The 25995-nt window shown below is 62.8% G+C and carries 26 protein-coding genes and 2 tRNA genes; 17 read left to right on the top strand and 11 right to left on the bottom strand.

Annotated elements, in window-relative coordinates:
- Nucleotides 1-87: 87 nt before the first annotated feature.
- Nucleotides 88-984 (bottom strand): EamA family transporter, encoded by an 897-nt coding sequence (locus tag ASB57_RS25310; protein WP_082621831.1) that lies wholly within the window; start codon nt 982-984, stop codon nt 88-90.
- 257 nt (nt 985-1241) lie between these two features.
- Between ASB57_RS25310 and ASB57_RS25305 the strand changes: the two genes are divergently transcribed.
- On the top strand, nt 1242-1592 hold the full coding sequence (locus ASB57_RS25305; RefSeq protein ID WP_057654673.1) for a nucleotide pyrophosphohydrolase: 351 nt from the start codon (nt 1242-1244) through the stop codon (nt 1590-1592).
- A gap of 5 nt (nt 1593-1597) precedes the next feature.
- On the opposite strand, the gene ASB57_RS25300 is transcribed toward ASB57_RS25305, so the two are convergent.
- Nucleotides 1598-2197, bottom strand: coding sequence for a nucleotidyltransferase domain-containing protein (locus ASB57_RS25300; protein ID WP_057654672.1), 600 nt, complete (start codon nt 2195-2197; stop codon nt 1598-1600).
- Between the two features lie 126 nt (nt 2198-2323).
- Here ASB57_RS25300 and ASB57_RS25295 point away from each other — a divergent pair, with 126 nt between their 5' ends.
- Complete coding sequence (locus ASB57_RS25295) at nt 2324-2860, top strand: hypothetical protein (RefSeq protein WP_057654671.1); 537 nt, start codon at nt 2324-2326, stop codon at nt 2858-2860.
- Between the two features lie 159 nt (nt 2861-3019).
- Here ASB57_RS25295 and ASB57_RS25290 read toward each other — a convergent pair whose 3' ends face one another.
- From ASB57_RS25290 to ASB57_RS25275, 4 genes are all read right to left on the bottom strand, one after another.
- Nucleotides 3020-3343, bottom strand: coding sequence for a hypothetical protein (locus ASB57_RS25290; RefSeq protein WP_231755249.1), 324 nt, complete (start codon nt 3341-3343; stop codon nt 3020-3022).
- 230 nt (nt 3344-3573) lie between these two features.
- Nucleotides 3574-4800 carry a type II toxin-antitoxin system HipA family toxin gene (locus tag ASB57_RS25285; RefSeq protein ID WP_057654670.1) on the bottom strand — a complete coding sequence of 409 codons (1227 nt, stop codon included), beginning with the start codon at nt 4798-4800 and terminating at the stop codon, nt 3574-3576.
- Nucleotides 4800-5213 carry a helix-turn-helix domain-containing protein gene (locus tag ASB57_RS25280; protein WP_057654669.1) on the bottom strand — a complete coding sequence of 138 codons (414 nt, stop codon included), beginning with the start codon at nt 5211-5213 and terminating at the stop codon, nt 4800-4802. The genes ASB57_RS25285 and ASB57_RS25280 overlap by 1 nt, the downstream gene beginning before the upstream one ends.
- Nucleotides 5214-5445: 232 nt before the next feature.
- Nucleotides 5446-5841, bottom strand: a complete 396-nt coding sequence (locus tag ASB57_RS25275) for a hypothetical protein (protein ID WP_057654668.1) — start codon at nt 5839-5841, stop codon at nt 5446-5448.
- 626 nt (nt 5842-6467) lie between these two features.
- Between ASB57_RS25275 and ASB57_RS25265 the strand changes: the two genes are divergently transcribed.
- Complete coding sequence (locus ASB57_RS25265; protein WP_057654666.1) at nt 6468-7247, top strand: SDR family oxidoreductase; 780 nt, start codon at nt 6468-6470, stop codon at nt 7245-7247.
- 98 nt (nt 7248-7345) lie between these two features.
- On the opposite strand, the gene ASB57_RS25260 is transcribed toward ASB57_RS25265, so the two are convergent.
- Nucleotides 7346-7419 (bottom strand) — tRNA-Gly (locus ASB57_RS25260).
- A 194-nt stretch (nt 7420-7613) separates the two neighbouring features.
- The gene (locus ASB57_RS25255) at nt 7614-8498 is read right to left on the bottom strand and encodes a LysR family transcriptional regulator (protein WP_057654665.1); all 885 of its coding nucleotides are present in this window, start codon (nt 8496-8498) and stop codon (nt 7614-7616) included.
- A 176-nt stretch (nt 8499-8674) separates the two neighbouring features.
- On the opposite strand from ASB57_RS25255, the gene ASB57_RS25250 reads away from it, so the two are divergent.
- On the top strand, nt 8675-9895 hold the full coding sequence (locus tag ASB57_RS25250; RefSeq protein ID WP_057654664.1) for a pyridoxal phosphate-dependent aminotransferase: 1221 nt from the start codon (nt 8675-8677) through the stop codon (nt 9893-9895).
- Between the two features lie 57 nt (nt 9896-9952).
- Here the strand turns inward: ASB57_RS25250 and ASB57_RS25245 are convergent, their stop codons facing one another.
- Nucleotides 9953-10891 carry a LysR family transcriptional regulator gene (locus ASB57_RS25245; protein ID WP_057654663.1) on the bottom strand — a complete coding sequence of 313 codons (939 nt, stop codon included), beginning with the start codon at nt 10889-10891 and terminating at the stop codon, nt 9953-9955.
- Between the two features lie 111 nt (nt 10892-11002).
- Between ASB57_RS25245 and ASB57_RS25240 the strand changes: the two genes are divergently transcribed.
- The 6 genes from ASB57_RS25240 (at nt 11003) to thiS (ending at nt 17067) form a co-directional block, all read left to right on the top strand.
- Nucleotides 11003-12016: a tripartite tricarboxylate transporter substrate binding protein gene (locus ASB57_RS25240; RefSeq protein ID WP_231755248.1), complete on the top strand. Its 1014-nt coding sequence runs from the start codon at nt 11003-11005 to the stop codon at nt 12014-12016.
- Nucleotides 12017-12020: 4 nt separating this feature from the next.
- A complete protein-coding gene (locus tag ASB57_RS25235; RefSeq protein ID WP_057654662.1) occupies nt 12021-13205 on the top strand; it encodes a serine hydrolase in 1185 nt (394 codons plus the stop codon).
- A gap of 14 nt (nt 13206-13219) precedes the next feature.
- Nucleotides 13220-14857, top strand: coding sequence for a gamma-glutamyltransferase (ggt, locus tag ASB57_RS25230; protein ID WP_057654661.1), 1638 nt, complete (start codon nt 13220-13222; stop codon nt 14855-14857).
- 123 nt (nt 14858-14980) lie between these two features.
- Nucleotides 14981-15844 (top strand): tRNA (guanosine(46)-N7)-methyltransferase TrmB, encoded by an 864-nt coding sequence (trmB, locus tag ASB57_RS25225; protein WP_082621829.1) that lies wholly within the window; start codon nt 14981-14983, stop codon nt 15842-15844.
- Nucleotides 15845-16783: a prolyl aminopeptidase gene (gene pip, locus ASB57_RS25220; RefSeq protein ID WP_057654660.1), complete on the top strand. Its 939-nt coding sequence runs from the start codon at nt 15845-15847 to the stop codon at nt 16781-16783.
- 83 nt (nt 16784-16866) lie between these two features.
- On the top strand, nt 16867-17067 hold the full coding sequence (gene thiS / locus ASB57_RS30840; protein ID WP_082621828.1) for a sulfur carrier protein ThiS: 201 nt from the start codon (nt 16867-16869) through the stop codon (nt 17065-17067).
- A 374-nt stretch (nt 17068-17441) separates the two neighbouring features.
- On the opposite strand, the gene ffh is transcribed toward thiS, so the two are convergent.
- Complete coding sequence (gene ffh, locus ASB57_RS25210) at nt 17442-18857, bottom strand: signal recognition particle protein (RefSeq protein WP_057654658.1); 1416 nt, start codon at nt 18855-18857, stop codon at nt 17442-17444.
- A 107-nt stretch (nt 18858-18964) separates the two neighbouring features.
- Between ffh and ASB57_RS25205 the strand changes: the two genes are divergently transcribed.
- The 3 genes from ASB57_RS25205 (at nt 18965) to ampD (ending at nt 20821) form a co-directional block, all read left to right on the top strand.
- Nucleotides 18965-19807, top strand: a complete 843-nt coding sequence (locus ASB57_RS25205) for an inner membrane protein YpjD (RefSeq protein WP_057656430.1) — start codon at nt 18965-18967, stop codon at nt 19805-19807.
- 1 nt (nt 19808) lies between these two features.
- The gene (locus ASB57_RS25200; protein ID WP_057654657.1) at nt 19809-20144 is read left to right on the top strand and encodes a PP0621 family protein; all 336 of its coding nucleotides are present in this window, start codon (nt 19809-19811) and stop codon (nt 20142-20144) included.
- A 98-nt stretch (nt 20145-20242) separates the two neighbouring features.
- On the top strand, nt 20243-20821 hold the full coding sequence (gene ampD / locus ASB57_RS25195; protein ID WP_057654656.1) for a 1,6-anhydro-N-acetylmuramyl-L-alanine amidase AmpD: 579 nt from the start codon (nt 20243-20245) through the stop codon (nt 20819-20821).
- Between the two features lie 145 nt (nt 20822-20966).
- On the opposite strand, the gene htpG is transcribed toward ampD, so the two are convergent.
- The gene (htpG, locus tag ASB57_RS25190) at nt 20967-22877 is read right to left on the bottom strand and encodes a molecular chaperone HtpG (protein ID WP_057656429.1); all 1911 of its coding nucleotides are present in this window, start codon (nt 22875-22877) and stop codon (nt 20967-20969) included.
- Nucleotides 22878-23162: 285 nt separating this feature from the next.
- Between htpG and ASB57_RS25185 the strand changes: the two genes are divergently transcribed.
- The 4 genes from ASB57_RS25185 to ASB57_RS31385 all read left to right on the top strand — a co-directional run bounded on the left by ASB57_RS25185 (nt 23163) and on the right by ASB57_RS31385 (nt 25837).
- Nucleotides 23163-23711, top strand: a complete 549-nt coding sequence (locus ASB57_RS25185; protein WP_057654655.1) for a GNAT family N-acetyltransferase — start codon at nt 23163-23165, stop codon at nt 23709-23711.
- 91 nt (nt 23712-23802) lie between these two features.
- Nucleotides 23803-23887: transfer RNA gene (locus ASB57_RS25180), tRNA-Leu, on the top strand.
- Nucleotides 23888-24021: 134 nt separating this feature from the next.
- Nucleotides 24022-25149, top strand: coding sequence for a site-specific integrase (locus ASB57_RS25175; RefSeq protein WP_057654654.1), 1128 nt, complete (start codon nt 24022-24024; stop codon nt 25147-25149).
- Nucleotides 25150-25210: 61 nt separating this feature from the next.
- Complete coding sequence (locus ASB57_RS31385; RefSeq protein WP_057654653.1) at nt 25211-25837, top strand: hypothetical protein; 627 nt, start codon at nt 25211-25213, stop codon at nt 25835-25837.
- Nucleotides 25838-25995: the final 158 nt, after the last annotated feature.

Genomic DNA, 25995 nt, shown 5'->3' with positions numbered 1-25995 from the left:
CGGCATGGATGGCCGGCGGTTGATCGATGGGAGGACGGCCATCGGGTCTCGTGGCCGCATCCGCGATCCTTAACCATAACCCAGCAATTATCCGCGTCGCCTGAATTGATTGATCAGCAATCCCGACATAATCGTGGCGACACCCAGCCACTGCAGCGCGTTCAGGTGCTCGTCAAACGCCAGAGCGCCTGCCCATAGCCCGATGATGGGGACCAGCAGCGAGTATGGCGACACGCGTCCCGCGCTGTGACGTTGCAGCAATCGCGTCCACAGGGAATAAGCTAACAACGTGGCGAACAGGCCCAGATAGAGGACAGTCAATATTTCCCGCATACCGATGTCGCGCAGCATTTGCCACGTGACGTCACTGCCTTCGACCACGCAGGCCAGCACGAAGAACGGCACAACCGGCGCCAGGCTGCTCCATACGACGAAGGACACCGGGTCGTAGGACGCGTTGGCCCGCTTGGCGAAGCGCACCACCATGTTCGACGCGGCCCACATGGATGCGGCCGCCAAGGTCAGGCAAAAACCGATCAGCGTCATCTGCCCCGGCCCTTCCCCGTGCGCCAACGCGATCGCGGCCAGGCCCACGCCGGCGACCAGCAGACCTATCCACTGACGTGGGCTGGCGCGCTCGTTGAGCAGGGGCCCCGCGAACAGGATCGTGAACATGGCTTGCATCTGCATGACGACCGATGCCATGCCCGCCGTCATCCCGAACTTGAGCGCGGTGAACAGCAGGCCGAATTGGCCGAGGCCTTGCAGCAGGCCGTTCAGTGCCACGTAGCGCCACGGCAAGGCCGGGCGTCTTATGAGCAGCAGAAACGGCAGGGATGCCACCGTAAAACGCAGCGCGCCCATCAACATGGGACTGAGGCCGGTCAGGCCCCACTTCATCACCACGAAGTTCGATCCCCAGATCGCGACGACCGCCGCGACGCATGCGTAGTCTCCACCGGACATCCGCGTGGTGGCCGTCATGACCTTGTCTCCTGTGTTTTTATGCCGCCGCTCGTCCAGGTTGTCGGCTGGACGAGTGGCGGCATTTTTCTTGGAGCACACGATAACCCACAACGCCGCGGGCGAGCGGGCGTGCCAACGCTGGGGGGCAACGATTTGGCTGTTTGTCGGCAGGCTTTCAGTTGGCGGGGCTTACCGGCCTACGCTGTACGTTTATATTGGGCAGACCCAGGCCAGGAGGGCTTGGTGCAAACCTGACCAAGACACACATACGCATCATGGACAACGAATCCGATACTCAGACCCGCTTGATAGACACGGTTCCCCTGGAGCGAGCGCTGCAGGCTTTTGCCGACGCGCGCGACTGGAACGCGTTCCACTCTCCCAAGAATCTGACCATGGCGCTGACTGGCGAGGTCGGCGAGTTGGTGGAGATCTTCCAGTGGCTGACCGAAGAACAATCCCGCAAGGTCGCGTCCGACCCCGCCACGTCCCGCGCGGTGCGCGACGAACTGGCCGACGTCCTGCTTTATCTGGTGCGCCTGTCCAGCGTCCTAGGCGTGGACATGAACGAAGCGGTCACGCATAAGATGCGTGCCAATGGCGTGAAGTATCCCGCGAATGAGTGACCGCTTCAAATATCGAGGTCACTGCTGCTTCCTATGATCCATGTCTTGGGCTGCGCCATCACACGAGTCATGAAGGAATCATTGGCAGCGATACGTCGGCTGAATTCCGCGCGCGTCAGTATCGTCGGATTGACCGGCCTGCCGAGTTGACCGCTGACATCTTCCAACAGCAGAAATACATCGCCGTAGTTGATGTCGTCGCTGATCAGCATCAGGTCTATGTCGCTGCTGGCCGTGTCGGCGTTTTTGGCGACCGAGCCGTAGACGAAAGCAGCTGCAATTTGAGGTTTCAACGAATGCAACGCGTTGCGCAACGGTTCCGCCAGCCCTACGGTTTTTGCGACGATGGCGCATAGCTCGGAGTAGATGGGCGACTCTGAGTTAGCGCTGTAGTGCATTTGGTTCCCGATGCGCTCGATGCTCACCAGGCCGCTGCTCGCCAGAGCAGTCAGTTCTCTCTGAACGGCTCCGTTGCCGCTGCCCGTTAGCCCGACGATTTCATTCGTATAGAAGCTGCGCGTCGGTTGCCCGAACAGCAGGCCGAGCACGCGCTGCTTCGTCCCGGAAAAGAGTGCGTCCGAAAGGCTGATGTGCGAAGCGTTCATTTATAACCCCCAATTTGGGGTTGATTATACCCAAATTGGGGGTGATGGACCCCATTTTGGGGTTGACGACACGAGTAGCATCCTGGCGGTCTCCTCTTAGCCACTTCTCCTGATCGGAAGCACCTCATGTCATCGATCGATTCCCTGGAAGCACAGGTAAAGGCAGCGCTGCTGGAGCGGCTGCCCGCGGTGCTGCAAAGCATTCCGCGAGACGAGGCGCTTTATTGCCTGCTGCTTTGCTACACGAATGAAGACACCGGGGCGGCGTGGCCGCCGTTTCTGGTTTGGGGCAAGACGTCTTACCGCGACCAGATCGTCGCGACTGGCGAGTCGGTGTCTTACTACCTTTGGGCGCCCGATGAGATCCGCGAAGTCCAGGGCTATGACGACGAATACTGGTTCGACGATGAATCCCTGGTGGAGCTCTGCGCTCGCCATGCCGACCTGATCGACGTCGGCAATAGCCAGGAACCCGTGCTGCGCGTATTGGCCGGCCTGGTCCCCGAGGTGCGCCGCCTGGTCCAGGCTGCCGGACTGCCGGTCACGGATGATTTCGTGGTGGCGTACGCCGACAACACGGGCGCGGTCGATACGGTAGGGGCGATGGAAGCGGTCGTGGACAGCAGCCTGTGGGCAGTGCTGAAGCAGCGCGGCTACGTTTGACTGCTCCGTGCTGGAGCAACGCGACTACGTTTGACTGCTCCGCGCTGAGGCAATGCGGCTACGTCGGACGGCTCCTTGTTGAAGCAATGCGGGTACGTCTTTACTGCTCTGGTCTGGACGTCGAGCGAAGAAGCCGCGGTGCGACTAAGCGCAGCCGATTTACTGCCCCAGGCCACGCTTCAGGCGTTCCAGCTCCGCCAGATTCAACTTGGCAGCCTGCTTCTGCGCGTAGTTTCTTTCGTCTGATTCATAAGCCCCGTTGTAGAGGCAACTGCTGCGATTCGATTTGCACGATACGCCGCTGGTGGTGGCGGGCGTGGGCGCAGATGTGGTGGAGAAAGAGGACTCACCGTCCGGTCCGCCATCAGTCTTGGTACCGCTCGACGAACAAGCGGAGAGCAAGGCGACCAGGCACAGACCTGCAATACGGGGGCTCAGCATATAGGTAGAAATTTCCTTGGCGCCCGGGGTGCGGTGCGCCATACCGTTTGTGTGGAGTTCCAGCGTGGAATCCGAGGCTGGGCGGAAGTTACGAGGCCAGGCGAAACCTGAACAAAGATCCCGTAACTCCTTGAACTATACGGATTTTTTGCGGAATTTTCGTCAAATCTCTTGGGGTTTGCGTCGGACCGCCGCAGGAGCGCGTGACCGAGCGCTTGCGTAGCGGGGCCTCTGCGTGCTCATCTTTATGGGACTACTAAGCACTACGCGGCCTACAGAAACGCTGGCTCAAAATCCACTAAATCCCTTCCATTCATACCCAGCCCCTTACCCGCGAGACGCCAGTTATCCACCGCCCGCGCGACCTCCGTCCATATCGCTGCAGCTTCCTCGGCATCAAGTCTGAAATAGGATGCGCTTTCCATCAGCATGTCTCGACTGTCGATTGGCCCCGAGTCTTCGGTCAACCAGGTCTTGCTCTCGCGACGATCCCCCGGCATGGGATTCAGATCAAACGCCGGTGATAGACGCCACCCGAGATTGCGCGCGTCATACAGGAACCCGGTATTCCTTAGATGATCATCGGTGTTGCAGATCAGAAAGTTGAAGACCATACGGCGCCACAACTGGTGAATGTCAGCGATCGGAGTGGCGCCCTGCTGCAACAAGACGTCCACCAGCTCCGTATAAGCATGTTCGGTGTCCCGGCCATCAGACTGCAGCATCGTCGCGGCAGACACGTAGGGAATTCTGTTGCCATCAACCGTGCGGTCGAAGCGCCGGATAATGGCCACTGGAGTCCCGTTGATTACCTCCACGCGCGCAGCGGCCACATTGATGCCGGCCTTGGCAGCAAGATGCAAGGCCAGCACCTCACCTCGAATGACGTCGCGCTTGTCCGCTTGGCTTGGAAACTTGCCCAAGGCCAAACGGCCATCCATATCTCGAACAGTTGATTTGGGCCTGGCTCCTCCGAGCGAAGTGCCTTGCCCAAGCAGATACTGCAGGTCCTGTGCGCTCTCGGTGCCCGCCTCCAAAGCGCGGGCCGCTTGCACCACCTTATCAAGCTCCACCAACGGCGGCACATGTCGATGCTTTGCGCCTGAGCTCAGGTAGCGTTTCGTTTGAGGATCGAAAAGACGCAGCGCGCCAACGCGGGCCTCATCATCCACCCACATCAAGAAGTCAACAGGGTCGAGCGCTGGCGTCTCACGATCTTGCTGGCGCAACTTTGCGTGCGCACGCCGGATCACGCGCTCTCCCCACGAATCGGGCGCGGTATCCTCCAACGCACGAAAGAACACGCCTTGAGGGTATTGAACACTCAGGACAGGCAGTAAATCTGGTGACAACGTGAAGAACCGCGCGTCGCGTAACCAGCGCTCGTCGTAACTGAACGCGCTGCGCTTGCCGGTGCCCAGATATAGACGTCCCACCACTTGCCCGCTGGAGCCCAGATGCACCTCCAGATCCTGACGCCGGGATGCATTGGCAACCATCAGAAGCCCTCCAACTCATCGGTGTTATCAGCAGCACTCTTCTTGGTATTGGCGGCACTACCAACCCCAGCTTTGCTGCCGCGCGAAGTGCGCACCCGTTGTGGCAACTGTTCCCGCATCAGTTCCATCCCTAGCGCATCATTCTCCGTGGCCAACACGTTGACCACGTCAGCAAGTCGGCCAAGGACGTGCAACGCACGCAGGAATGCGTGCAACGCAGTGCCGGGATGACCGTCTTCCATGCGCCTGACCGTGCTCAGTGATGTGCCGATCCGCTGCGCCAGATCCTCCTGACTCAAGCGGCGCGCACGGCGTGCAGTCGAGATTTCCTGGCCCAGACGGTGCAATGCTCGGTCCACCGGACGCGGCAGCGCAACGCGAGGAGCAGGCTGGTTTTTTTCGGTAGATTGCATAGAAACATCCGCTCAGATATGACCAAATATACATCTTAAAAAGTCATATTTGAACAAATATGCAATCGAAGCCCGTCCGCCTGCTATCATAACAACTCAGATATGAGCACTTAAAGGAAGTATGGGTTCATATTTGAACTTCACCACACGGTTAAGCGATGCCAGCCCGATCAGCATCTATCGTGTGGCGGACAATCACGGGGGATACGCGCAGCCACCGCAGCAGGCCCCCTCAGTCGAAGCTCCACCACAGTTCCAACAGGAAATAGCGATTGTCGGAACGGCGGGCCATGTGGATGTCGGCGTTCATGAGGTGGCCGTCGTTCTGGTAGTACCAGAGGAACTCATCCGCGCCCAAATCGGCGCGCAGTAGCTCCAGCAATGTCTGGGCTTGCGCCATCGAAGCAGGAAGCAATGGCCCGAAGTTGCCCTCCGCCGCTTGCAACCAGGTGGCGAGTTCATCGATGTTCATCGCCTCGGCGGGCGGATGACGACGGGAATCGCGGAAGCGCGTGTGCGCCTGATGCGCGGCTTCGGTATACGTCCAGAGCGTGCCGCCTTCCGGAAACGTCTCGTGCGACTTCCGGCAGTGCTCGTCCAGGAAGGCCAGGGTCCGATCAGACAGCATGAAGTGCCAGTACAGGGTTGCTATTGCCAGGTTGGTGATTTCCGCGGCCCCGCAGAAAAGCGGATCGATTATGGACTTGTTCCGATAAGAAGGACAGCCACCGACGGCGCAATACGGGCGGTCATCGAATACATAGTCCGTTGCCGAACAACATGAATGAAGCGGCCACGCACAAAATTCAGACCAATGCCAGGAAGTACGGAGCGCATTGACCACAGCAGCGATAGCTGAGAAGCTTCCGGTTTTGACTCTGCAACATTGTCCTTTCGGAGTCTGTATCGTAAGCCGCCCCTGCTCTATCGACAGGCGTATAAAGTGGGCTTGCGTGAGTGTGGCTCGCCACGCGGGCCAGGAGAATTTTGCTGCATGTTTAACCGTTTCATACTCGCCTCCTGCCTTCTCGCAACGCTCTCCGCGTGTGGACCGGCCGAACCTAAGCGCAGCAGTTCCTGCCATTGGTGGAATAGCTGCTCGTATGACGGTCCTTACGACTCCGGCGAAGCGGGTTACGCCCAGGATGAGGCCGCGCGCCTGAATCAAGAGCAGGCCGCGAAGCTCAAGCAGCAACGTTAAGGCGTCAGGACGCTGGCACGACACTTCACAGCCAACCATTTGGGGAAAACACAATGCAAGTGACTATGAATGGGCGTGTTGCCGTTATTACCGGCGCCAGCAAAGGCATCGGCCGAGCCATCGCCGCGCGCATGGCTGAATGCGGCGCCGATGTGGCGCTACTTGCGCGCGGACCTGAAACGCTTGAAGAGGCACGCATTCACGTAGCTGAAAAGGCCAAGGGCCGCGTGCACGTCTTTCCCTGCGACGTATCCCGTGCCGAGGACATCGCAAAAACCTATGCCGACGTAATGAATGTCTTCGGCCGGGTGGACATTCTGGTCAACAACGCGGGCACCTCCCAGACAGGGCCGTTTGCATCGGTCACGGACGAAATATGGCAGGCCGACCTGGACTTGAAGCTCTTCGCGGCGATTCGTATGGCCAGGCTCGTGTGGCCGCAAATGGTCGAACGGCGCTGGGGCCGCATCATCAACGTGCTCAACATAGGCGCAAAAGCGCCTAAGCCTGCCTCCGCGCCCACTTCCGTGAGCCGCGCGGCCGGCATGGCGCTGACCAAGGTTTTGGCAGGCGAAGGCGCGCCGCACAATGTGCTGGTCAACTCCTTGCACGTAGGACTCATCGAGAGCGATCAATGGGTCCGCAAACACGCCAATACAAATAGCGGTTCCTATGACGACTTCCTCGCCAAAATGGCCGAGGGCGTGCCGCTGGGACGAGTCGGAAAAGCCGAGGAATTTGCCAACGTAGCGTGCTTTCTTGCGTCGGATCTGGCCAGTTACGTGTCCGGCACATCGATCAACGTCGACGGCAACATGTCGCCGGTGATGTAGTCGTCACACCAGATTTCGCTTGGTCAGCACCGTATACAGGCCACAGCTCAGACCTTGGACATTGCCAAGTCACGAAGACGGATGAGAAGGGGAATTGCTGGAGCGGGTGAAGGGAATCGAACCCTCGTATGAAGCTTGGGAAGCTGCCGTTCTACCATTGAACTACACCCGCATGGATGCCGTGCCGGCAAGGTACAGCCGCCGACAGGAAGCCGGATTATACCTTGTCTGGTGGGCGCAGCGCGGGGCCGCAAGCGTGCACCGCATCTCCACCCGTATTTATCGCGCACAGCCCCCGGATAGCTTTGCTTGAAAATCGATTCCCGATTGATATGCAGGCCACTGTCCCCCGCCGATACCGCCTGCTCACTCCAACGGCGACAGCGGAAACGCGCTTAGCGCCTCGGCGACCAAGGTTTCGATCTGCCTCAGATGCAAGCTGTTGCGCGGCCACAGAAAGCCGGTCTTTCGGTAAATCGGATCGACCGGGACCGGAATCTTCGCCAGGCGTACGCCCTCCGGCCAGGGGCCGTGCCAATCCGGGACCAGGGACACGCCCAATCCCTGATCGACCAATACTGCGATCGCATCCAGCGCGTCCAGCTCGAAGCGCTCCGTCGGCCGATAACGATGGGAACGCAGCCACGTATCGGCCAGGCGTCCGCCCCACACCTTGCGGTCGTAGCGTATGAAAGGCTGGCTCCGGATAAGCTCGCGCGGCGGCGTGCCCTTCAACCGCGCGGACGCCAGAAAGACATAGGGATCGATCCGTATCGTGGCCCATGAATACGCCTTGCCCACCGGAAACGGCGGCTCGACCAGCAAGGCCGCGTCGATCTCGTTCGCCAGCAGCTTCTCGTAAAGCGCGGTCGACGCGCCAGGCGTCACGTGCAGCTCCAGGCCCGGATGCTTGCTCGCAAGCTGCTTCAGCACCGGCGGCAGCAATCCAATGATGGCCGACGAGGTCGCGCCCAACCTGAATTCACCTTCCACCCGGCCGGCGCTGGCGACGGCCCGCAGGTTCTCCACGTCCCTGACGATGTCGCGCGCGCGCTCGACCACCGCCGCGCCTGCGACGGTCGGCTTCACCGTGCGCCCGACCCGGGCCACCAGCCGCGTCCCCATCTGGTCTTCGAGCACGCCGATACGTTGCGCCACCGCCGTCGGTGAAATGCCCAGCCTGCGCGCGGCCTCGGCCACGGAACCGTGATCGATGACCATCAGCAGGCTTTCAAGGAATTCGGTGTCCATCGGACGAAAGGCCTCTCCCAATCAACGCAAAATGTTCATTCTGAAGCATCAATTATCGCGGTTTTTATTGATTGCTTCAGCGCTAGTATTGCTATCGGAAGCCCAGCCGAGGAACTCCCGGCCGGGACTGGATAACGACATCGGCACAGCAGCGCCTGCCCATTCTGGAGACAGCCATGACCACCATCGAAGAAAAATTCAAGAAGCTCGGCACCGACAACGCCCCCGGCCAGGAAGTCCGCCAGCGCGCCGATGACGCGGCCAACGCCGGCGCGGTCATCCCGGGAACGCCGGTCGACTTCTCCCACGGCGACGTCAACGAATCCGCCTTCGCGCCGACGCCGGGCTCGCTCGATGCGTTCGTCGACGGCTTCAAGGAAGGCGGCGCCCAGGCCTACACGGAATACCGCGGACAAGCGGCGATCCGCGAGCGCGTGGCGGGGCATCTCAGCAAATTCACCGGCGCCGCGGTTTCGGCGCAGGATCAGCTCATCGTCACACCCGGCACCCAAGGGGCTTTGTTCCTGGCGATCGGCGCCACCGTCGTTCCCGGCGACAAAGTGGCCATCGTGGCGCCCGATTACTTCGCCAACCGCAAGCTGGTCGAATTCATCGGCGCGGAAGTCGTGCCCGTCCCGATGGCTTATCTGGGCTCGCGCGACAAGGCCGGCATCGACCTGGACAAACTGGAGTCGGTATTCAAACAGGGCATAAAAACCTTCCTGTTCTCGAATCCGAACAACCCCGCCGGCGTCATCTATTCCAAACAGGAGATCGACGCGATCGCCAGCCTGGCGAACCGCCATGGCGTCACCGTCATCGTCGACCAGCTCTATTCCCGGCTGCTTTACCCCGGGCGTGACTACACCCACCTGCGGGCGACGGACATCAATCCGAAGCTGGTGGTGACGATCATGGGACCGTCGAAGACGGAATCGCTGAGCGGCTTTCGCCTGGGTGTCGCCTTCGGCGCCGAGCACCTTGTCGAGCGCATGGAAAAACTGCAGGCCATCGTGTCGCTGCGCGCGCCGGGCTACTGCCAGGCGGTGCTCAATACCTGGTTCAACGAGCCGGAAGGCTGGATGGCGGACCGCATTCGCAAGCATCAAGCCATCCGCGACGACCTGCTGAGCCTGCTGCGGGACGTTCAGGGTCTTGAAGTGCGCGCCCCCGAAGCGGGCAGCTATATCTTCCCGCGCCTGCCCAAGCTGCGCATCGACCTGCCTCAGTTCACCCGCACCTTGCGCTTGCAGGCCGGCGTCACGGTCACCCCCGGCACGGAGTTCAGCAAGGACGCCACTGACAGCATCCGCCTGAACTTCTCCCAGAACCACCAGGCCGCGGCCGACGCGATCCGTCGCACGATCCAAATCATCGAACGCAACCGCGCGGCCTGACAGCATGCATCCGGCGAATCGCGGTCAAAGAGCGGCCAGACGGTGGTCGAAGGGCGATCACTGCACGCCATCGACCGCCGCCGTTGCCAGCGCCATCCCGCCCATCCGCCGCGAGCAAATCTCCCGCACCCTGAGCAAGGCGGGCGGCAGGATCTTGCCCTCCAAGGTGACGAAGACGAACTGTGAGGACAGCTGCAGCGCTGGCTCCAAGGGCAGTTGCACCAGCTCGCCGCTGTCGATCAGCGGCTGAGCCACCTGCAGCACGCCGAAGAACACCGCATCGCTGGTTCGCACCAGCTCGACCAGCGACGGCATGTCATTGGATTGGTATTGCACGGCGTCGAGAAAATGCGCGTGCGGGCCAAAGTAGGCATTCAATTTATGCATCACCTCGGCACTCATCGCCCGCCCGCTCGCCGCGACCGGATAGCGCCGCAGGGTCGCGTAATCCAGGGACCGTGCCTGCGCCTGGGGATGCCCCGCGCGTGCCACGAAACCCAAGGGCGTGCGGGGGAAAAACGTCAGGTGCAGATCGGCATCGGCCGGTATGTGATTGCGATGCACGACCAGCGCATCGACCACGCCATCGCGCAGTTCCTGCACCTGCATCTCCGACGTACCGCCGCTCAGTAAAAGCTTGATGGCGGGATAGCGCTGCATCATTTCCCGCAACAAGGGCACGGACAGGATGGCCGTGGGCGTGGGCCCCAGCCCCAGTTTCAAGGTGCCGCCCGCGTAATCCGCGAGCAGGCTGGCGCTACGCCGCAACTCCGCCAGCTCCACCCGAATGCGGCGCGCCCGGGCAATCGCCAACTCGCCCAGGGCCGTCAAGGTCTTGCTCTTGTCACGCTCCAGCAACCGGCCGCCCAGGCCTTCTTCCAGCGCGCGGATACTGCGGCTCAAGGCTGACTGCGTCAGATGCAGCTTGTCGGCGGCGCGACTGAAGGACTGCATTTCGACCAGCACCAGAAAATGCTCCAGCTGCTGCAAATTCATGGTTTTCCCCTACTTTTTTATGCTCTCCGGCTCATGACCGTTTGATGAATTATGCATTGGACGTCATGTAACCGGCTACTTAGAATTTGCACGCATCGTCGGACGCATCTCGTGTCCGATTCTCTTCTGGAGCATTCGACCATGGTCGCCAAGTCCGCCCTGACAACCATCGCCATCAGCGCGGTACTCGCGCTGGGCGCGGGCCGATCCGCGCATGCCACGGAATGGCCGACCCGTCCCGTTTCGGTCTTCGTGCCGGTCGCCGCGGGCGGCGCCGCCGATGCGCTGGCCCGGGCCTGGGCCGCCTACGCGGGCAAGGCCATCGGCGGGACCATCGTGGTCGAGAACAAACCCGGGGCCAACGGCAGCATCGCCGCCGCCTACGTGGCCAAACAGCCGGCCGACGGCTACAACCTGCTGTTCGGCAGCACGTCCAATATGTCGGTGAACCCCTTCACCTATGCGCAGCTGGCGTACAACCCGACCAAGGACTTCACGCCCGTCACCAAGGTCGCCGGCACGTCGCAGGTGCTGGTCGCCAATCCCGCGACGGGCATCCGCAACGTCGAGGATCTGGTCAAGCAGGCCAAGGCCAAACCGGGCAAGCTGAATTATGGTTCGGCGGGGATAGGCAACTCGACTCACCTTAACGTCGCCTTCCTGGCCGACCACTTCGGCCTGCAGATGTCGCACGTGCCCTATAAAGGCGCGGCGCCGGCCATGATGGACTTGATCGGCGGCCAGATCGACCTGACTTCCGACGCGCTGTCCGGCGCGATCCCGCAGATCAAGACCGGCAAGGCCGTGCCCATCGTGCTGTTCGGCGCCGAGCGGGATCCCCTATTGCCGGACGTGCCGACCATCGCGGAAGTCGGCGCCAAGGGCTTCCCGGGCGACGCGTGGTACGGCGTGATGGCGCCGGCCGGTACCCCGCCGGCCATCGTCGAGCGGCTGACCGAGGCCACGCGTAAATTCTGGGCCGATGAAAACGTGCGCAAGCAGATGGCCGAGATCTTCATGACCCCGCCCAAGGAACTGGGCCCGCAATCCGTCGCGCAATCGATGAAGCAGGAGGCCGCGGTATGGGGCCCCATCGTCAAGCGCCTGGACATCCGCAACGACTGATCCCATGAAAGACACATCCACTCCGCCCCTCGCCCAAGCCGTTCAGCATTTGCCGCGCGGCGAAGACTTCCTGCTGTGGCCGCCCTGCCTGCAATCCTACGGCTACCGCATCGTCGACCAGCTATTCGCCACGCGCACCATCGCGCGCGGCCCCGCGGCGCAGCCCATGCCGAGGGCCGCCGAAGTGCAGACCGGCTACGAGCTGGATGGCCAGACGCGCGACGTCGCTGACTTCATGGACCGCAACAACGTGGCCGGACTGCTGGCCATCCATCGCGGCCACATCGTCCTGGAGCGCTATGGCCTGGGCTTCCGCCCGGAAGAGCGCTGGTCCACCATGTCGACCGTCAAGTCCATGACCGCCATGCTGGTGGGCGCGGCCCTGCATGATGGCGCCATCGGCAGCCTGGATGACTCCGTCACGCGCTACGTCCCTACCCTGGCCGGCTGCGCCTACCAGGACGTCACCGTGCGCCATCTGCTGACCATGTCGTCCGGCATAGACTGGCGCGAGGACTATACGGACAAGCAATCCCACGTCAACCGCTACAGCAAGTCGCTGGCCGACAAGGTGCCCGGCGGCGTGCTGGCCCTGCTGCGTGCCTGCCCGCGTGGCAACCCCGCCGGCGCCGTCTGGCAGTACAACACCGGCGACACTTACCTGCTGGGAGCCGTGCTCAGCGCGGCCACGGGCGGCACGCTGGCCGACTACATGTCCCAGCGCATCTGGCAACCTTGCGGCATGGAGTTCGACGGGTTCTACACCCTGGAATCGGACGGCGGCCAGGAGATCGGCGGCAGCCGGGCGGGCATGAGCCTGCGCGATATCGGCCGTTTCGCCCAATTCGTGCTGGACGACGGCGTGGTCGACGGCCGCCGCATACTGCCTGAAGGATGGGTCGAGCAGTCAGCCACGCCAGCCTTCGAGATCCCGCAAGACCAGCACGCGGCGCATCGCCGTGCCCTGGACCTGCGTGCCTACGGCTACAGCTGGTGGCTGCGTGGCGACGGCGCCATGATGGCCATGGGCCATTCCGGACAGCGCATCTTCATCGACCGCGCCGCCGACCTTGCCGTCGTGCAACTTGCCGCGTATCCCGAACCCCGCTATGTCAGCGCCAACGAGCCGGACCGCGACGCCGAACTGAACGCCTTGATCGGCGCGTTGCGCGCGGCAACCAGGACCTGATTCGGAGAGTCGCCATGCGTAAGGCCCAGGCCGTGATCGTCGCCGCCCAACCGGAAGCCGCGGAAGCCGGCGCACGGGTCCTCATGGACGGCGGCAACGCCGTCGACGCGGCCGTGGCCGCCGCCCTCACGCAAGGAGTCGTCGATCCGCTGATGAGTAGCGTAGCGGGCTACGGCACCCTGCAGATCGCCCTGCCCGCGCGCGGCGTCCACACCTGCATAGACTTCAGCGCCCGCGCTCCGCTCGCCGCCAGGGAGGACATCTGGGCGCATCTGCCCATGCGCGATACGGGCGACGGCTATGCCTTCGTGGTGGAGGGCAACGTCAACGAAGCGGGCTACCAATCCATCGGCACGCCGGGTACCCTGGCCGGTCTGGACCATGCGTTGTCGCGCTACGGCACCTGGTCGTTCGCGGACGCCCTGGCGCCCGCGCTGGCGCATGCCAAAGCCGGCGTCGTGGTGCGGCCGCACATGTACCAATACGGTGCGCTGGACCGCGCGCGCGGCGGCATGCTGGAAACCGAGCAAAGGCTGGCGTTGACGGCCACCGGCCGCGCCGTCTACCTGGATGCCGAGGGTCGTTTCAGGCGGCCGGGCGAACGCCTGCACAATCCGGACCTGGCTGCCACGCTGGAACACCTGGCGCGCGCAGGCGCGGCGGATTTCTATCGCGGCGAAGTGGCGGCAAGGATCGCCGAGGATATGCGCGCGCATGGCGGCTTGCTGTCTTCCGAGGACCTGCTCGGGTATCGCGTGGTGGAAGCGCCGCCTGTCTGGGGCGAATACCGGGGCTGGGCCATCGCGGGCTACCCACCACCGGGCGGCGGGGTGACGCTCATTCAGGCCTTGCAGGTCCTGGCCGAATTCGACCTGGCGGACCTCGGACACAACAGCGTCGACTATCTGCGCGTCTTAACCGAGACCCTGAAATGGGTCACCATGGACAAGGACATGCATATCGGCGATCCGGAATTCGTCGACGTGCCCCTGGACCGTCTGCTGTCGCGCACGCACGCGTCGACCCTGGCCTCCCGTATCCGGGCCGGTGAGCATGCCGACGTACAGCGCATGCAGGCCGGCAAACCGGACGAGCCACGCGACACCACGCAGGTATGCGTCATCGACGCCGCAGGCAATGCCGCGGCGCTGACGCACAGCCTGGGCACCAGTTCCGGCATCATCACCGACGGGCTGGGCTTTCTGTACAACGGCCTGCTAAGCGGCTTCGATCCGCGGCCGGGCCGCGCCGCATCCATCGGTCCGGGTAAGCGTCGCACCAGTTCGCAGGCGCCCACCCTGCTGTTGCGCGACGGCGAAGTGCGGGCGGCTTTGGGCGCGCCGGGCGGCACGGCCATCGCGTCCGCGCTGACGCAGACCATCGTCAACCTGGTCGACTTCGGCATGAGCCCCCTCGAAGCCGTGGCGGCGCCGCGCATCTCGGTGACGAGCAACGCGGTGGATGTATCCAACCGGATTCCCCGATACATCACCGACGGGCTGCAGGGCAAGGGCGCACAGGTCAGGCGATCACACCTTAGCTACGCCTTCGCGGCACCGCACGTGGTGTGGCGGACAGCGCAGGGGCTGCAGGGCGGCGCCGATCCCCAGCGCGACGGGGTGGCCCTGGCGGTGACTCAGCCAGCTGGCTAGCGCGATGAGCGGGGCATCCCATGGGCATCGCTTAGGGCATCCTATAGAGCATCCCTTAGGGCATCCTGTAACTTCATCCTCCACGGTCCCGCGCCCCGCGCCGCCCTACTACAATGGCGGCCTATGAACACGCACCTCCCCTCCGCCGGCGCCGGGAATCCGCAGCCCGCCGACGACGCCAAGATCAGCCAGCCTGCCGTGACGACTCCCGCCCAGGCGGCAACCGGGGCTTCTCCGGCCGATCAGGCGGCGCCTGACGCAAGCGCTGCCGCGACCGCCGCGGCGGTCGCGCCCAGCGCCGCCTACGATCCGGCCCACCCCACCCACATCCGCAGTTTCGTCCACCGCCGCGGCCACATCACCCAGGGTCAGCGCGACGCGCTGGATCGCCTGCTGGAAGAGTGGTCCATCCCCTATTCCCCGCGCCCCCTGGACGTGACCAAGGCGTTCGCCGGCCGCCAGGCGCCCACGATCCTGGAAATCGGCTTCGGCATGGGGGAAACCACCGAGAAGATCGCCCTGGCCCGTCCCGGCGACAACTTCCTCGGCGTGGAAGTCTTCAACGCCGGCGTCGGTTCCCTGCTCAAGCGCATCGAAGCGTCGGCCGTGCCGAATATCCGCATCATCCAGCACGATGCCGTCGAGGTGGTCCGTGACATGATTGCGCCCGACTCGCTCGCCGGCGTCCATGTCTATTTCCCCGATCCCTGGCCCAAGAAGCGCCACCACAAGCGCCGCCTGCTGCAGCCGCCCTTCATCAAGCTGCTGGCCAGCCGCCTGGCCCCCGGCGGTTACCTGCACTGCGCCACGGACTGGGAAAACTACGCTGAACAAATGCTGGAAGTGCTGAGCGGCGAGCCCCTGCTCAGCAATACCGCCAAGGATTACGCACCCCGCCCGGACTACCGTCCGCAAACCAAATTCGAGACGCGCGGCCTGCGCCTTGGGCACGGCGTCTGGGACCTGATCTTCAAGCGAGTCGCCTGAATGCTTTTCCCCGCGATCGAACCCTACGCCCACGGCTACCTGGAAACCGGCGACGGTCACCGGATTTATTGGGAACAATGCGGCAACCCGCGGGGCAAGCCCGCGGTGTTCCTGCACGGCGGCCCCGGCAGCGGGTGCTCGCCGGTACACCGCCAGCTGTTCGATCCCAGCCGCTACAACGTCCTGCTGTTCGATCAGCGCGGCTGCGGCCGTTCGCAACCGCACGCCAGCCTGGAGAACAACACCACCTGGCATCTGGTCGAAGACATCGAACGGTTGCGCAAGGACGTGATGGGCGTGGACCAGTGGCTGGTCTTCGGGGGATCCTGGGGCTCGACCTTGGCGCTGGCCTATGGGCAGACGCACCCCGAGCGTGTATCGGCGCTGATCCTGCGCGGCATCTTCACGATACGCAAAAGCGAAATCGACTGGTTCTACCAGGAAGGCGCCTCGCACCTGTTCCCCGATCTGTGGGAAGACTATCTGGCCGTCATCCCCCCAGCGGAGCGCGACGACCTGGTGGCGGCCTATCACCGCCGCCTGACCGGCCCGGACGAGGCCGAACGCCTGCGCGCCGCCAAGGCCTGGAGCAAGTGGGAAGACAGCACCATCACGATGATGCCCAGCCCCGTTCACCAGCAGAGCCATGCCGGGGATCTGGCGGCGCTGGCTTTCGCGCGCATCGAGAACCACTACTTCACCCATGCCGGATTCATGGAAGAAGGCCAGCTGATCCGTGACGCCCACCGGCTGAAGGACATCCCTGGCACGATCGTGCAGGGGCGCTACGATGTCTGTACACCTGCCCGCACGGCCTGGGACTTGCATCGCGCCTGGCCTCAAGCGGATTTCCATATCGTGCCGGATGCCGGCCATGCCTTCGACGAGCCCGGCATCCTGGCTTTGCTGGTCCAGACGCTGAATCGCTACGCGGCTTGAACCTGGGCAGGCGGCGCTTTGACGCCTGCGCGTGTTCGCCGCCCCGCAAGGCGCTTTCTACTCATTATTTTTCTGCCCTCGCCATGAACATCCAACTCAACGGTCAACCCCGCGATATCCCCTCCGGCGCCAGCGTTTCCCAGCTGATCGAACTTCTGGGTTACACGGGCAAGCGAATCGCCGTCGAAAGAAACGGAGAAATTGTTCCGAAAAGTCAGCACCCGATTACATCTCTGAGTGCCGATGACAAGCTGGAGATAGTGGTGGCAGTGGGTGGTGGTTGAGCTGTAATCCCGGAAGATCGGGTAACGCATGCGAAAACGGCAGATGCAAATCATACAAAGTGATTAATCTCCGCGCCATTGCAGAGCAATGTAGTGGGGATAAACACCACGCACATCGTTACACATCATTGCGCCGTCTTGCGCAGGGACTCAGGATAATCACTATCACTGCCTGTCGGACTTCCGCAGCGTTTTCGACAGGCAAATCTGGTGCGGATCATTCCCCTTCCGTACCAGGCAGATGGGCCAGGCTACCAAGCCTGGCCTTCTTTTTTGGCGCCGGGCCGCCCCAAGCCAAAAAGCGTCCCCTTGGGGGACCGGACAATCTGAAAGGTTGGCCTGAGGGGCTTTTTTGTACCGTCGATTACCGTCGATCAGCGCATCCCGCCGCCGCCGAGCTTGCCCAGGCCCTTCAGGCCGCCCATGGCCCGCATCATCTTGGCCATGCCGCCCTTCTTCATCTGCTTCATCATGCCCTGCATCTGGTCGAACTGAGCCAGCAGGCGATTGACTTCCTGCACCGGCACGCCGGCGCCCGTGGCGATACGGCGCTTGCGGGAGGCCTTGATCAGCTCCGGCTTGGCGCGCTCGCCCGCCGTCATGGAATTGAGGATGCCTTCCGTGCGGCGCAATTGCTTGTCAGCCTGGCCGTTCTGCAACTGCCCCGCCGCCTGCTGGAACTGAGCCGGCAACTTTTCCAGCAAGGAACCCATGTCGCCCAGCTTCTTCACCTGGCCCAGCTGCTCGCGGAAATCGTTGAGGTCGAACTTGTTGCCCGACTTCAGCTTGGTCGCCAGCTTTTGCGCTTCGGCGATGTCGATGTTCTTCTGCGCCTGCTCGACCAGGGACACGATGTCGCCCATGCCCAGAACGCGTTGCGCCATGCGCTCGGGGTAGAACGCTTCCAGGCCGTCGAGCTTTTCCGAAACGCCGACGAACTTCAAGGGCTTGCCGGTGACGTGGCGCACCGACAAGGCGGCGCCGCCGCGCGCGTCGCCATCCAGCTTGGTCAGCACCACGCCCGTGAGCGGCAGCGCGTCGGCAAAGGCCTTGGCCGTGTTGACCGCGTCCTGGCCCTGCATGGCATCGACCACGAACAGGGTTTCGATCGGCTTGACCAGGTCGTACAAGGCGCGGATTTCGCGCATCATCGCTTCGTCGATACCCAGGCGGCCGGCCGTATCCAGGATCAGCACGTCATAGTGGAAGCGGCGGGCATGGTCGACGGCGTTGCGTGCGATGTCTTCCGGCTTCTGGCTGGGATCGGACGGCAGGAAGTCGACGCCGACCTGAGCGGCCACGGTCTTCAACTGGTCGATAGCGGCCGGACGGTAGACGTCGGCGCTGACCACCAGAACTTTCTTCTTGCCGGTCTTGCGGCCATTCTGGATATGATTGCCTTCCGACAACCAGCGCGCGAGCTTACCGGTAGTGGTGGTCTTGCCGGCGCCCTGCAGGCCCGCCATCAGGATGATGGCCGGCGGCTGAGTGGCCAGGGACAATTCACCCGCGTCCGGACCCAGATCGCCGCCCATGAGGGCAGTCAATTCCTTGTGGACGAGGCCGACGAGGGCCTGGCCAGGACTCAGGCTGGTGGCGACTTCTTCGCCCAGCGCCTTTTCCTTGATACGGGCCACGAAATCGCGCACCACGGGCAGCGAGACGTCGGCCTCCAACAATGCCATGCGCACTTCGCGCAGCATTTCCTGGGTATTGGCCTCGGTAAGCCGGGCTTCGCCGCGCAACGTCTTGACGACGCGCGACAGGCGTTGGGTAAGGTTATCGAGCATGAGATGCGTTTCCGCTTAAACTAGTCGGCTAACTCGTGGCCAGAAAGACGCAGCTTCGCGCCATGGAGCGCCAGTCGCGCCCGGGCCACATCCAAGATACGGGTTTTATGTCAACAGGCATTGTATTTCACGCGGCCGCCGCCGTCGCTTATGCGGTGTTGGCGGGGTCGCTATGGCGCCGACTGGGCACGACCACTGATGTGCAGAAGGCGGGCCGAATCAATCGCCTGTGCTTGCTGGGCGGCTTGCTGCTACAGGGTATCGCACTGTACCAGGGGATCCTGGGTGGCGAGGCGCTGTTCGTCGGTTGGGCTCTGGCGTTGTCGGCCGCCGTATGGCTGGGCATGGTGATCTTCTGGTTGGAAAGCCTGCTGGTGCGCATCGATGGCCTGCAATTGCTGCTGTTGCCCGCCGCCACGTTGACGGCCGCGCTGGCGGCGCTGTTTCCGCAAGGCCAGGTGGTGCCGCATGCGCATAATCCCTGGCTGCGTACCCATCTGGTGATTGCCCTGGCCGCCTACGGCCTGATGACCGTGGCCGCGCTGCATGCCGGCCTGATGGCCCTGCTGGATCGCCACCTGCATCGCCCGCCCAGCCCCGCGGGCCAGGCCGGCATCGTCGCGCGCGTGCTGGACGTGCAGCCGCCCCTGCTGATGCAGGAATACCTGCTCTTCCGGCTGATTTCGGTGGGTTTTACCGTGTTGACCCTGACGGTCTGCACGGGCGCCATCGCGTCATATGAATTGACCGGAAAATTGTTACCCTTCGATCACAAGACGGTGTTCACGCTGCTGTCCTGGCTGACCTTCGGCGTGCTGCTGCTGGGTCGCTATCTGAAGGGCTGGCGCGGGCGCGTGGCGCTGCGCTGGACCCTGGCCGGGTTCGCGCTGCTGATCCTGGCGTATACCGGCAGCCGGTTCGTGCTGGAAGTGATTTTGCATCGAGGTTGAAGTGGGTAAGATGATTTTCTGGTTCGTCATCGGACTGGTCGTCCTGACGGTTGCGCGCATCGCCGCGCGGGCGGGCGCCCGCAGCGCGCAGCAGCAGGCGCGCGAGCAGGCCGGGCAGCGCCAGGCCGGCAACGCTGGCAACGCTGGCAACGGTGGTGGCGGCAGCGCCGCCGGCGCCCGCCGGCCAGGCAAGCCGGCGGCGGTGCGGCAATCTGAACAGATGGTGCGCTGTGCGCACTGCGGCATCCACCTGCCGCGTTCCGAAGCGGTACTCAGCGCGGGGGAAACGTATTGCGGGCAAGAACACGCCCGATTGGGCGCGGCCCAGAAAACCTGAGCCGTCCTCAGGCGGGACCGCCGCAATAGCAGACCTCCCCCGGCTTCGTGTGCCGCTCCAGCGGCGCACGATCAAGAAAGCTAACGATGGGAGATCACATGGCTTTGCAATTGGACCGACATGGCTGGCTCAAACCCGGACGCGGTGTCACGCTGACGCCCTCGCCTAATTTCAATGAGCGTCCTCCGGGGACGGTCGTCAGCCTGCTGGTCATACACAACATCAGCCTGCCGCCGGGTGAATTCGGCGGCCCGCATGTGGAAGGGCTGTTCTGCAATCGCCTGGATTACGACGCGGACGCCTGGTTCGACCGCCTGCGCGGCTTGCGTGTAGCCGCGCATTTCTTCGTCCGTCGCGACGGCACCGTCCAACAGTTCGTCGCCACCGACAAGCGGGCCTGGCATGCGGGCGTGTCGCGCCTGTATGAGCGCGAAGGCTGCAACGATTTTTCCCTGGGGGTCGAACTGGAAGGCACGGACGTGCTGCCCTATACCGACGAACAGTACGCGACGCTGGCGCGGCTGACGTCGGCCCTCAAGGCGCGGTATCAACTGACACATGCCTGGGGCCATGAACACATCGCGCCGGGCCGCAAGACCGATCCCGGACCGGCCTTCGACTGGCCGCGCTTCGGGGCCACGTGCGGGTTCTTGCGCAGGGCTTTGCCGCCTGGTTGAAGGGTGGGCTGTCCGCGGCTCGTGGGTCGCGTCGGTTCTGGCCGTGTAATTAAAAGGCCAGGCTTCTTGGGAAGCCTGGCCTTTTTCCTTCTCGATGGAATCACCTTATCCACAGGGACAAGGCGACGCCGTCAGCAAGCTTGCATCAAGCCGTCTTCAGCAACAGCGCGTTCAGGCGTTTGACGAAGCCGGCCGGGTCGGCCAACTGGCCGCCTTCAGCCAGCATGGCCTGGTCGAGCAGCAGCTCGGCCCACTGGCCGAAGTCGCCTTCACCCGCGTCGCGGATGCGTTGCACCAGCGCGTGTTCCGGGTTGATTTCCAGGGTCGGCTTGACGTCGGGCGCCTGCTGTCCCGCTGCCTTGAGCATGCGCAGCAGATTGGGGCTCAGGTCGTTCTGGCCGACGACGATGCACGCCGGCGAGTCGACCAGGCGCGACGTCACGCGCACCTCGGCCACCTTGTCGCCCAGGGACGTCTTCAGACGTTCCACCAGCGGCTTGAATTCTTCCTGCACGTCGGCCTGGCGCTTCTTTTCTTCCTCGTTCGCCAGCGCGTCCAGGTCCAGGCCGCCCTTGGCCACGGAGACCAGCGACTTGCCGTCGAACTCGCGCAGGTAAGACAACATCCACTCGTCCACACGTTCCCACAGCAGCAGCACCTCGATGCCCCTCTTGCGGAAGATTTCCAGATGCGGGCTGTTGCTGGCGGCGGCGTAGCTTTCGCCGGTGACGTAGTAGATCTTGTCCTGGCCTTCCTTCATGCGTGCCACGTAGTCGGCCAGAGACACGGATTGCGTGTCGCCTTCACCGCTGGTGGACGCAAAGCGCAGCAGCTTGCCGATGCGCTCCAGGTTGGCCTGGTCTTCGCCCGTGCCTTCCTTCAGCACCTGGCCGAACTCGTTCCAGAAGGTGACGTAGTCGTCCTTGCGGTTTTCCGCCATGTCTTCGAGCAGCGACAGGATGCGCTTGGCCGAGCCTTCGCGGATGGCGCGCACGTCACGGCTTTCCTGCAGGATTTCGCGGGAGACGTTCAGCGGCAGGTCGGCCGAGTCGATCACGCCACGCACGAAGCGCAGGTAGGACGGCAGCAGTTGTTCAGCGTCGTCCATGATGAAGACGCGCTTCACGTAGAGCTTCACGCCGCGGCGGCCGTCGCGGTCCCACATGTCCATGGGGGCATGCTTGGGGACGTACAGCAGTTGCGTGTATTCGCTGCGGCCTTCGACGCGATTGTGCGACCACGCCAGCGGATCGTCGTAGTCGTGGGCGACGTGCTTGTAGAACTCCTGGTACTGCTCGTCGGTGATGTCGCCCTTGGAGCGCGTCCACAGCGCATTGGCCTGGTTGACGGTTTCCAGCTCGTCTTTCTTGACCTGTTCGCCCTTCTCCGTGTCCCATTCTTCCTTGGTCATGCGGATGGGCAGGGAGATGTGGTCCGAGTAGCGGCGCAGGATTTCGCGCAGCTTATGGCCGCTGAGCAGCTCGTCTTCGTCGGCGCGCAGATGCAGGATGACGTCGGAGCCGCGGGTCGCCTTGTCGGCGGCGGCGATGGTGAATTCGCCTTGGCCGTCGGATTCCCAGCGCACGGCGTCTTCGGCGGGGGAGCCGGCGCGGCGCGTGATGACCGTAACCTTGTCGGCAACGATGAAGGACGAGTAGAAACCGACGCCGAACTGGCCGATCAGTTGGGCGTCCTTCTGCTTGTCGCCGGTGAGTTTGGAGAAGAATTCCTTGGTGCCGGACCGGGCGATGGTGCCCAGGTTGGCGACGGCTTCGTCGCGGTTCAGGCCGATGCCGTTATCCGAGATCGTGATCGTGCGGGCGGCCTTGTCATAGTCCACCGTGATGGCCAGTTCGCCGTCGCCTTCCAGCAGGGCGGCGTTGTCGATGGCTTCGAAGCGCAGTTTGTCGCAGGCGTCCGAGGCATTCGAGACCAGCTCGCGCAGGAAGATTTCCTTGTTGCTGTACAGCGAGTGGATCATGAGGTGCAGCAGTTGCTTCACCTCGGCCTGGAAGCCCAGGGTTTCGGAGGGGGTAGAGGAGACGGTTTCGTTCATCGTGTCGAAATCTTCAAGGTCTGAGGGATCGGGCAGCATGCGCAAACGCGCTGCGTGCGTCGTGGGACGGCCGCCGGGCCGAAGCTGCCAGCCGTAAGGATAGGGTTGATGGTCAGGATTTCAAGGGGGCTATGATAACCAAGCGGCGACAGGCGGCAGAAAGCCTTCATGCGCAACAATAATCAAAACCAGACCGACGTTTCGCAATGGTGACGGTGGTTTGATCCTGGATTCAGGGCCGTGGCCTGGTCCAGGCGGTGTAGGTAATACGACTGGGGAAGTGACTTGAGCAGCAATGGCAGCGGTGTTGAATCGGGGGCGGTGGGTATCGACGTGCGGCGTTATCGCCCGGCTGACAAGCAGGGGGTGATCGACACCATTCTGCCGATTCAGCGCGAGGAGTTCGGCATTCCGATTACTGCGGAGGACCAGCCAGACCTGGCCACCATCGAAGCGTTTTACCAGACTGGCAAGGGTGATTTCTGGGTGGCGGTGACGGGGCAGGACGGGTCTCCCACTGCCGAGGGCCGGGTCGTAGGCACCATTGCGCTGAAGGACATCGGCGACCGCGAGGCCGCCCTGCGCAAGATGTTCGTCGCTGCGCCCTACCGGGGCCGTGACCTGGGCGTGGCCGCCCGCCTGTTGGCCGCGCTGCTGGCGGCGGGCCGCCAGCGTGGGCTGCGGCGGATTTTTCTGGGCACGACGGCCAAGTTCCTGGCGGCGCATCGGTTTTACGAGAAGCACGGCTTCACGGAAGTAACACCGGACGCCCTCCCCGCCAGCTTTCCGCGGATGGTGGTGGATACGAAGTTTTATGTGATTGAGTTGGGGTGAGAGGGCGCGGCCGGGCAAAATTCTGTGAACCCGGTATAATTGCGCCCTCTGCACCAACGCGTGCCCTATCAGCGGGCACCGCGCACGATCCGCCCGGGTGGTGAAATTGGTAGACGCAGGGGACTCAAAATCCCCCGCCGCAAGGCGTGCCGGTTCGATTCCGGCCCCGGGCACCATCTAAAAATCTTCCGCTAATTCAAGCCGTTAGAAGATTTCGCAGTACAAGCCCCGCACCGGGGGATTTTCCTAAAATTGTGGTCAGGTACAGTTTCGGTACAGTGATGCGGCGCTAGCCCCATACGGAGTACTCATGGCTACGATCGTTAAGACTTCCTCGGGCACTTGGAAAGCCCTCATCCGCAAGACAGGCTGGCCGGCCACGGCCAAGACGTTCCGCACCAAGCGGGATGCCGAAGACTGGGCGCGCCGTACCGAAGACGAAATGGTACGCGGCGTATATATCCAGCGCGCACCCGCCGAGCGCATGACCGTCGAAGCGGCGCTGACCCGCTACCTCAAGGAAGTCACGCCCACCAAGCGAGCCTCGACCCAAGCCGGCGAACACAAGAAAGCGCAAGTCATCATCCGGCACCTTGGCAAATATTCACTGGCCGCTCTGAACGCCGAGATTGTGGCGCAGTTCCGTGACATGCGACTGGCCGGCGACCCGGACAAGCATGGCAAGCTACGGCCTCGCAGTAACAACACGGTACGCTTGGAACTGGCACTGCTGGGCCACCTGTTCACCGTCGCGATCAAAGAATGGGGCATCGGCCTGCCCTTCAATCCCGTGTCCAACATTCGCCGCCCTGCCCCCGGCTCGGGTCGCAACCGGCGATTGACTCCCGAAGAGCAGAACCGTCTGCTGCGAGCCGTCGATAGGCATTCGAACCCGATGTTCGGCTGGATCGTCCGCATTGCCGTCCAGACCGGTATGCGGCTGTCCGAGATTGCGACGCTGCGTATGCGGCAAGTGGACATCGAGCGGCGCGTCGTGCGGCTAGAGCACACCAAGAACTCTTCGCCCCGCACCGTCCCGCTGACTGCCGAGGCAACGCGCGTGTTCACCGAGGCACTTGCCAACCCCTTGCGCCCGGCCGAAACCGAACTGGTGTTCTTCGGTGAACCCGGCCGGGATGGCATACGACGCCCCTACCTGTTCGACAAAGCATGGACCGATGCCAAGCGAGCAGCGGGCCTTGAAGACTTCCGCTTTCACGACCTGCGACACGAGGCTGTCAGCCGGTTCGTGGAAGCTGGCTTGAGCGATCAGGAGGTGTCGGCCATCAGCGGCCACAAGTCGATGCAGATGCTCAAGCGCTATACGCACCTGCGGGCCGAAGACCTGGTGCAGAAGCTGGACCGCCTCGCGCGTCGCGCGCCGCCCACTTCTAAACAACGGAGTGAGGCCGACTCCCAAACAGAGAACAACGCATAATCGCTCCATCGCGTTGCCATAATGAATAACCGATTGTCTTAACCTACGGAGGAAGCTAGTTTTGCATACCGCTATCAAGATCGTCGCCATCAGCAGCCTTGCCCTTACCCTTGCCGCGTGCGGCAGCGCCAAAGACGCCAACAAGAGCAACTTCAGCAAGGCCATACAGGCATACCTGGACACTCAAAAGGGTCTATGCGCTGCGATTCCTGCTAAGGGCTTGCCGTTCACCCTGGCGAATCAGGACATGCTGGGCGGTCAGAGCAAGAAGCGCGCCGACGCGCTGGTCGATGCCGGGCTGCTGACGAAGCGAGACACCGAAGTCAAAGCCATGTTTGGCAACAAGATGGAGCCGGCCACCGAGTACCAAATCACTGACACCGGCAAGAAATTCCTCGTCGCCAATGGTGCCAATACGATGGCTGGACAAGATGCCTTCTGCACCGGCAAGTACACAGTTGTGGAAGTGAGCAACTTCACTGAACCCAGCGACATGATGGGCGTAAAGGTGTCGCAGGTGAACTACCGCTACAAGGTAGAAGGTGCAGATGACTGGGCCAAATCGGAAGGCATGCGTGCCAATTACAAGAACTTTGCGGAACAGACGCAGGGAGATATCCCGGGTAAGGCGGCTGTCATCCTGACCAACGATGGATGGATGCACGAGCGCCTCTTTAAGCGCGGATAAACAACCCTGAGTCAATTAGAAAAGGCCTTTCACCTATGAGTGACGGGCCTTTTCTTTGGCTCTACGCCGATCTGCGAGGTGGTTGGGGGTACAGAACGACCCATAGTTGCCGTTAGGTCGCGCACCCCAATGTCCGTACTGCAGCGAAGCGGGTACTG

Source organism: Bordetella sp. N, assembly GCF_001433395.1.
Classification (GTDB): domain Bacteria; phylum Pseudomonadota; class Gammaproteobacteria; order Burkholderiales; family Burkholderiaceae_B; genus Bordetella_C.
This window is presented reverse-complemented; position numbering and strand designations above follow the sequence as displayed.